Source organism: Pseudomonas sp. AIG, from assembly GCF_977020205.1.
The window spans coordinates 1-6,153 of record NZ_CDROCK010000101.1 but is presented as its reverse complement, the minus strand read 5'-3'; the positions used below and the strand labels follow the sequence as shown (position 1 = coordinate 6,153).

4 protein-coding genes are annotated in these 6,153 nt (G+C 61.2%); all 4 read left to right on the top strand.

What is annotated here, in order from left to right:
• Positions 1-872: MFS transporter (locus tag ACWR1S_RS30425; protein ID WP_454566087.1), on the top strand; the 872-nt coding region annotated here is incomplete at its 5' end.
• A gap of 80 nt (positions 873-952) precedes the next feature.
• Positions 953-2,338 carry an ATP-dependent RNA helicase DbpA gene (gene dbpA / locus ACWR1S_RS30420; protein WP_008085781.1) on the top strand — a complete coding sequence of 462 codons (1,386 nt, stop codon included), beginning with the start codon at positions 953-955 and terminating at the stop codon, positions 2,336-2,338.
• Positions 2,339-2,469: 131 nt separating this feature from the next.
• Positions 2,470-3,648, top strand: coding sequence for an NAD(P)/FAD-dependent oxidoreductase (locus ACWR1S_RS30415; protein ID WP_454566086.1), 1,179 nt, complete (start codon positions 2,470-2,472; stop codon positions 3,646-3,648).
• 230 nt (positions 3,649-3,878) lie between these two features.
• Positions 3,879-6,071 carry a YccS family putative transporter gene (gene yccS / locus ACWR1S_RS30410; protein WP_454566085.1) on the top strand — a complete coding sequence of 731 codons (2,193 nt, stop codon included), beginning with the start codon at positions 3,879-3,881 and terminating at the stop codon, positions 6,069-6,071.
• The last annotated feature ends 82 nt before the right edge of the window (positions 6,072-6,153 follow it).

Sequence of the window (6,153 nt, the reverse complement as noted above, 5' to 3'; positions counted from 1 at the left end):
GGAAATTCATCCCCGACCTGCGCGGCACCGAACGCACGCGCTTCGATAGCCTCGGCTTCCTGCTGTTCGGCGCGGCAATGATCCTCATCACCATCGCCATGGAAGGCCTCGGCGAATTGCACCTGCCGCACCTGCGGGTGATGTTGCTGCTGTTCGGCGGCATGGCCTGTCTGGCGGCGTACTGGTTGCGCGCCGGGCACATCGAAAACCCGTTGTTCGCACCGTCGCTGTTCAAGACCCGCACGTTTGCTGTCGGTATCCTCGGCAACCTCTTCGCGCGTTTGGGCAGCGGCGCACTGCCGTTTCTGGTGCCGTTGCTGCTGCAAGTGGCGCTCGGCTATTCGCCGTCGCAAGCGGGGATGAGCATGCTGCCGCTGGCGGCTGCGGCGATGATCGCCAAGTGGGTGGCGCGGCCGCTGATCGAGCGTCTGGGTTATCGCATCGTCCTCACCGGCAACACCCTGGCGCTGGGGATCATGCTGGCGAGCATGGGCCTGGTCAGCGAACAGACGCCGTACTGGCTACTGCTGTGTCTGCTGGCAGTGCTAGGGGCGATCAACTCGCTGCAATTCACCGCGATGAACACCGTAACGCTGATCGACCTCGACGATGCGAGCGCCAGCAGTGGCAACAGCTTGCTCTCGGTGGTGGCGCAGTTGTCGCTGAGTCTCGGGGTGGCGTGCGCCGGTGCGTTGCTCGGTGGGTTTACGGCAGAGATCGGTAACGATGGCGTGGACACCGTGCTCGGCGCGTTCCAGCTGACCTTCGTCACGGTCGGGATCATGGCGATGCTTGCCGCGACGATCTTCTCGCAACTGTCGAAAGAAGACGGCCGCCGCGCCAAACGCCCGGAAGAACACATCGAACATTAATCACTGTTCGTCCAGAACTTTCGAAGAAAGTGGCACGGGGCTGCTACACTGCGCGACATTTTGTTTTGCAGGCCAGTCCCGTGACCACCATCGCCACCGCTTTTAATACTCTGCCGCTGTCCGCCGCCATGCTGGCTAACCTCGAATCCCTCGGTTATGCCCAGATGACGCCGATCCAGGCGCAGAGCTTGCCGGTGATCCTCAAGGGGATGGACCTGATCGCCCAGGCCAAGACCGGCAGCGGCAAGACCGCCGCGTTCGGCATCGGCCTGCTCAACCCGATCAATCCGCGCTACTTCGGTTGCCAGGCACTGGTGATCTGCCCGACGCGCGAGCTGGCCGACCAGGTCGCCAAGGAAATCCGTCGTCTGGCCCGCGCCGAAGACAACATCAAAGTCCTGACCCTGTGCGGCGGCGTGTCGTTCGGCCCGCAGATCGCTTCGCTGGAACACGGCGCACACATCATCGTTGGTACCCCGGGCCGTATTCAGCAGCACCTGCGCAAGGGTTCGCTGGTCCTCGATGGCCTGAACACGCTGATCCTCGATGAAGCCGACCGCATGCTCGACATGGGTTTCTACGACGCCATCGAAGACATCATCGTCAAGACCCCGGAGCGTCGTCAGACCCTGCTGTTCTCCGCGACTTACCCGGTGGGCATCAAACAGTTGGCGTCGAAGTTCATGCGTGACCCGCAAACGGTGAAAGCCGAGGCGTTTCACGATGACACGCAGATCGAGCAGCGTTTCTACGAGATTTCCCCGGAAGATCGCATGAGCGTGGTGACCAAAGTCCTGCACCACTTCCGCCCGGCGTCGTGCGTGGCGTTCTGCTTCACCAAGCAGCAAGTGCAGGAAACCGTTGATCACCTGACCGCCAAAGGCATTTCCGCCGTCGGCCTGCACGGCGATCTGGAACAGCGTGACCGCGATCAGGTATTGGCCATGTTCGCCAACCGCAGTACCTCGGTACTGGTCGCCACCGACGTCGCCGCCCGTGGTCTGGACATCGATGCGCTGGACATGGTGATCAACGTCGAACTGGCGCGTGATTCGGAAATCCACATTCACCGTGTTGGCCGTACCGGACGTGCTGGCGAGAAAGGCATCGCGATCAGCCTGGTTGCTCCGGGCGAAGCGCATCGTGCTCAAGCCATCGAACAGCTGCAAAAATCGCCGTTGAACTGGGATCAGGTCGATAACCTCAAGTCCCAGGGCCTCGCCCCGCTGCAACCGCCGATGACCACGCTGTGCATCGGTGCGGGCCGTAAAGACAAGGTTCGCCCGGGCGACATTCTGGGTGCATTGACGGGTGATGCCGGCATTCCCGGTGCACAGGTTGGCAAGATCGCGATCTTCGATTTCCAGGCTTACGTCGCCGTGGATCGCACCGTAGCCATGCAGGCCTTGCAGCGTTTGAACGACGGCAAGATCAAGGGCCGTTCGCTGCGCGTACGTATCCTCTGACCTGATCGTTCCCACGCTCCGCGTGGGGATGCATCCCGTGACGCTCCGCGTCACACAACAACGGACGCAGAGCGTCCATGGCGGCATTCCCACGCAGAGCGTGGGAACGATCATTGTGTGAGGACACCGTTTTGCGCTCTACCGAAGTCGTGATCATTGGCGCTGGCGCCGCTGGGTTGATGTGTGCACTGACCGCCGCCGGGCGTGGGCGTCAGGTATTGCTGCTCGACCACGCGAACAAGGCCGGCAAGAAAATCCTGATGTCGGGCGGTGGCCGCTGCAATTTCACCAACATGTACACCGAGCCGAGCAATTTCCTCTCGCAGAATCCGCATTTCTGCAAATCCGCGCTGGCGCGTTACACCCAGTGGGATTTCATCGGCATGGTCGGCAAACACGCCGTGCCGTACCACGAGAAGAAACTCGGCCAGTTGTTCTGCGATAACAAATCCAGCGACATTCTCGAAATGCTCCTCACCGAGTGCGATCAGGCCGGCGTCGAGCTGCATCTGGACACGTCGATTCAAACGATCGAGAAGCTCGAAAGCGGTTACCTGCTCCACACCACCCTCGGCCAGATTCAGTGCCAGTCGCTGGTGATCGCCACCGGCGGTCTGTCCATCCCGACGCTGGGCGCCACCGGTTTCGGTTATCAGGTCGCCAAGCAGTTCGGCCATGAACTGCTGCCGACCCGCGCGGGCCTGGTGCCGTTCACCATCACCGATCAGCTCAAGGAACTCTGCACCGAGTTGTCGGGGACGTCGGTGGATTGTCTGGTCAGCTGCAACGATCAGAGCTTTCGCGAGAACATCCTGTTCACTCACCGTGGCCTCAGTGGCCCGGCGGTTTTGCAGATTTCCTCGTTCTGGGAATCCGGCGACACGGTGGAGATCAACCTGTTGCCGGATCATGACGCGGCGAGCTGGTTGCAAGAGCAAGTGGCCGAGCGCCCGAACAGCGAGTTGAAAACCCTGCTCGGTGAAATCTTCACCAAGAAGATGGCCAATTTGCTGGCGGACAACTGGTTCGTGTCCAAGCCGATGAAGCAATACACCCACGCTGAGCTGGCGGAAATCGCCGAGAAGCTGGGCAGCTGGAAAGTCGTGCCGGCGGGCACGGAAGGTTATCGCACGGCCGAGGTCACACTGGGTGGCGTCGACACCCGCGAAGTGTCGTCGAAAACCATGGAATCGCTGAAAAGCCCGGGCCTGTACTTCATCGGCGAAGTGCTCGACGTCACTGGCCATCTGGGCGGCTTCAACTTCCAGTGGGCGTGGGCCTCCGGCTACGCCGCCGCGCAGTACGCTTAATCCAGAATCAAACGCAAAACCTTGTAGGAGTGAGCCTGCTCGCGATAGCGGTCTGTCAGCCAATAAATTCGGTGACTGACACACCGCTATCGCGAGCAGGCTCACTCCTACAGTTGTTATGTGTGATGCAGTAAGGAACACTTTTTGCTGTCAGATGTGATCGGCGCCATTGCGTCGGCGTCATTACTGGCTCAATTTAGCGGCATCGCCTCGGAAGGCCTTCGCACTTCATGTCCTCGACCTCGTTTCGTCAGTCTTTGCGGCGCCTGTGGGCGCTGGATAAATTCAGCTACAGCGTGCGGGTGTTCATCGCCCTGACCGGCAGCATGGCGCTGTGCTGGTATCAGGATGAAATGGGCCTGCTGATCCCGTTGTTCCTCGGCATCATCGCCAGCGCCCTGGCCGAAACCGACGACAGTTGGCAGGGCCGCCTCAATGCTCTCGCGGTGACGCTGGTGTGTTTCAGCATCGCCGCGCTGTCGGTCGAATTACTCTTCCCCTACCCCATCGTCTTTGCCATTGCTTTGGCGCTGGCCAGTTTCGGCCTGACCATGCTCGGTGCGCTCGGCGAGCGTTATGGCGCGATTGCCTCGGCGACGTTGATTCTGTCGGTGTACACGATGATCGGCGTTGATCAGCGCGGCGGCGCGGTCACCGATTTCTGGCACGAGCCGATGCTGCTCGTTGCCGGCGCCGCGTGGTACGGCTTGCTCTCGGTGCTGTGGCAGGCGCTGTTTTCCAACCAGCCGGTGCAGCAGAGTCTGGCGCGGTTGTTCCGTGAACTGGGTTTTTACCTGAAGCTGAAATCGTCGCTGTTCGAGCCGATCCGGCAGATGGACGTCGAAGCGCGGCGTCTGGAACTGGCCCAGCAGAACGGCCGTGTGGTGGCGGCGCTGAACAGTGCCAAGGAAATCATCCTGCACCGCGTCGGCAACGGCCGCCCCGGCTCGAAAGTCAGTCGCTACCTGAAGCTGTACTTCCTCGCTCAGGACATCCACGAACGCGCCAGTTCCTCGCACTATCCGTACAACGCACTGGCCGAAGCGTTCTTCCACAGTGATGTGCTGTTCCGCTGCCAACGCCTGCTGCGCCAGCAAGGCAAAGCTTGCCGAGCACTGGCCGAGTCGATCCAGTTGCGCCAGCCGTTCATTTACGACGCGAGTTTCGCCGAAGCCCTGAGCGACCTCGACGCCTCCCTCGAACACCTGCGCATCCAGAGCAACCCGGCATGGCGCGGACTCCTGCGTTCGTTGCGCGCACTGGCGGCCAACCTTGGCACTCTCGACCGTTTGCTCAGCGACGCGAGTAATCCCGACGCCTTGGCCGATGCGACCGACAGCAGCCTGCTCGACCGCTCGCCGCGCAATCTCAAGGACGTCTGGGTTCGCCTGCGCACGCAGCTGACGCCGACCTCTTTGCTATTCCGTCATGCCCTGCGCCTGCCATTGGCGCTGAGTATCGGCTACGGCATGGTGCATCTGATTCACCCGTCGCAGGGCTATTGGATCATCCTCACCACCCTGTTTGTCTGCCAGCCGAACTACGGCGCGACGCGGCGCAAACTCGGTCAGCGAATTTTCGGCACCGCCATCGGCCTGACCGTGGCGTGGGCGCTGTTCGATCTGTTCCCAAGCCCACTGGTGCAGTCGTGTTTCGCCATCGCTGCCGGCGTGGTGTTCTTTACCAACCGCACCACCCGCTACACCTTGGCGACGGCGGCGATCACCATCATGGTGCTGTTCTGCTTCAACCAGGTCGGTGACGGTTACGGGCTGTTCCTGCCACGGTTGTTCGATACCTTGCTCGGCAGCCTGATTGCCGGCCTGACGGTGTTCCTGTTCCTGCCGGACTGGCAGGGTCGACGGCTGAACAAAGTGCTGGCCAACACCCTGACCTGCAACAGCATCTACCTGCGCCAGATCATGCAGCAATACGCCGCCGGCAAGAGCGACGACCTCGCCTATCGTCTGGCCCGACGCAACGCGCACAACGCCGATGCGGCGCTGTCGACAACGCTGGCGAACATGCTCATGGAGCCGGGGCATTTCCGGAAGGAAGCGGATGTCGGTTTCCGCTTTCTGGTGTTGTCGCACACGCTGTTGAGTTATCTGTCAGGGCTTGGCGCGCATCGCGAGACCCAGTTGCCGGCGGATGTGCGTGAGCATTTGATTGATGGCGCCGGGGTGAAACTGGCGACGAGCATCGATGAAATCGCCCAAGGGCTGGCGAACAAGCAGCCGGTGGCGATTCAGAGTGACGAAGAAGAAGCGCTGGCCAATGAGCTGGAACAGATGGCCGATGAGATCGATGAAGGACAGCGGTTGGTGCAGACGCAGTTGGCGTTGATCTGCCGGCAGTTGGGGCCGTTGCGGACGTTGGCGGCGCATCTGATCAAGGACACCTCAGAAATCAGCGGCGGTTGACAGGGCGTCATCGCGAGCAGGCTCACTCCTACAGGGGAACGCATTCCAAATTGTAGGAGTGAGCCTGCTCGCGATAGCGACA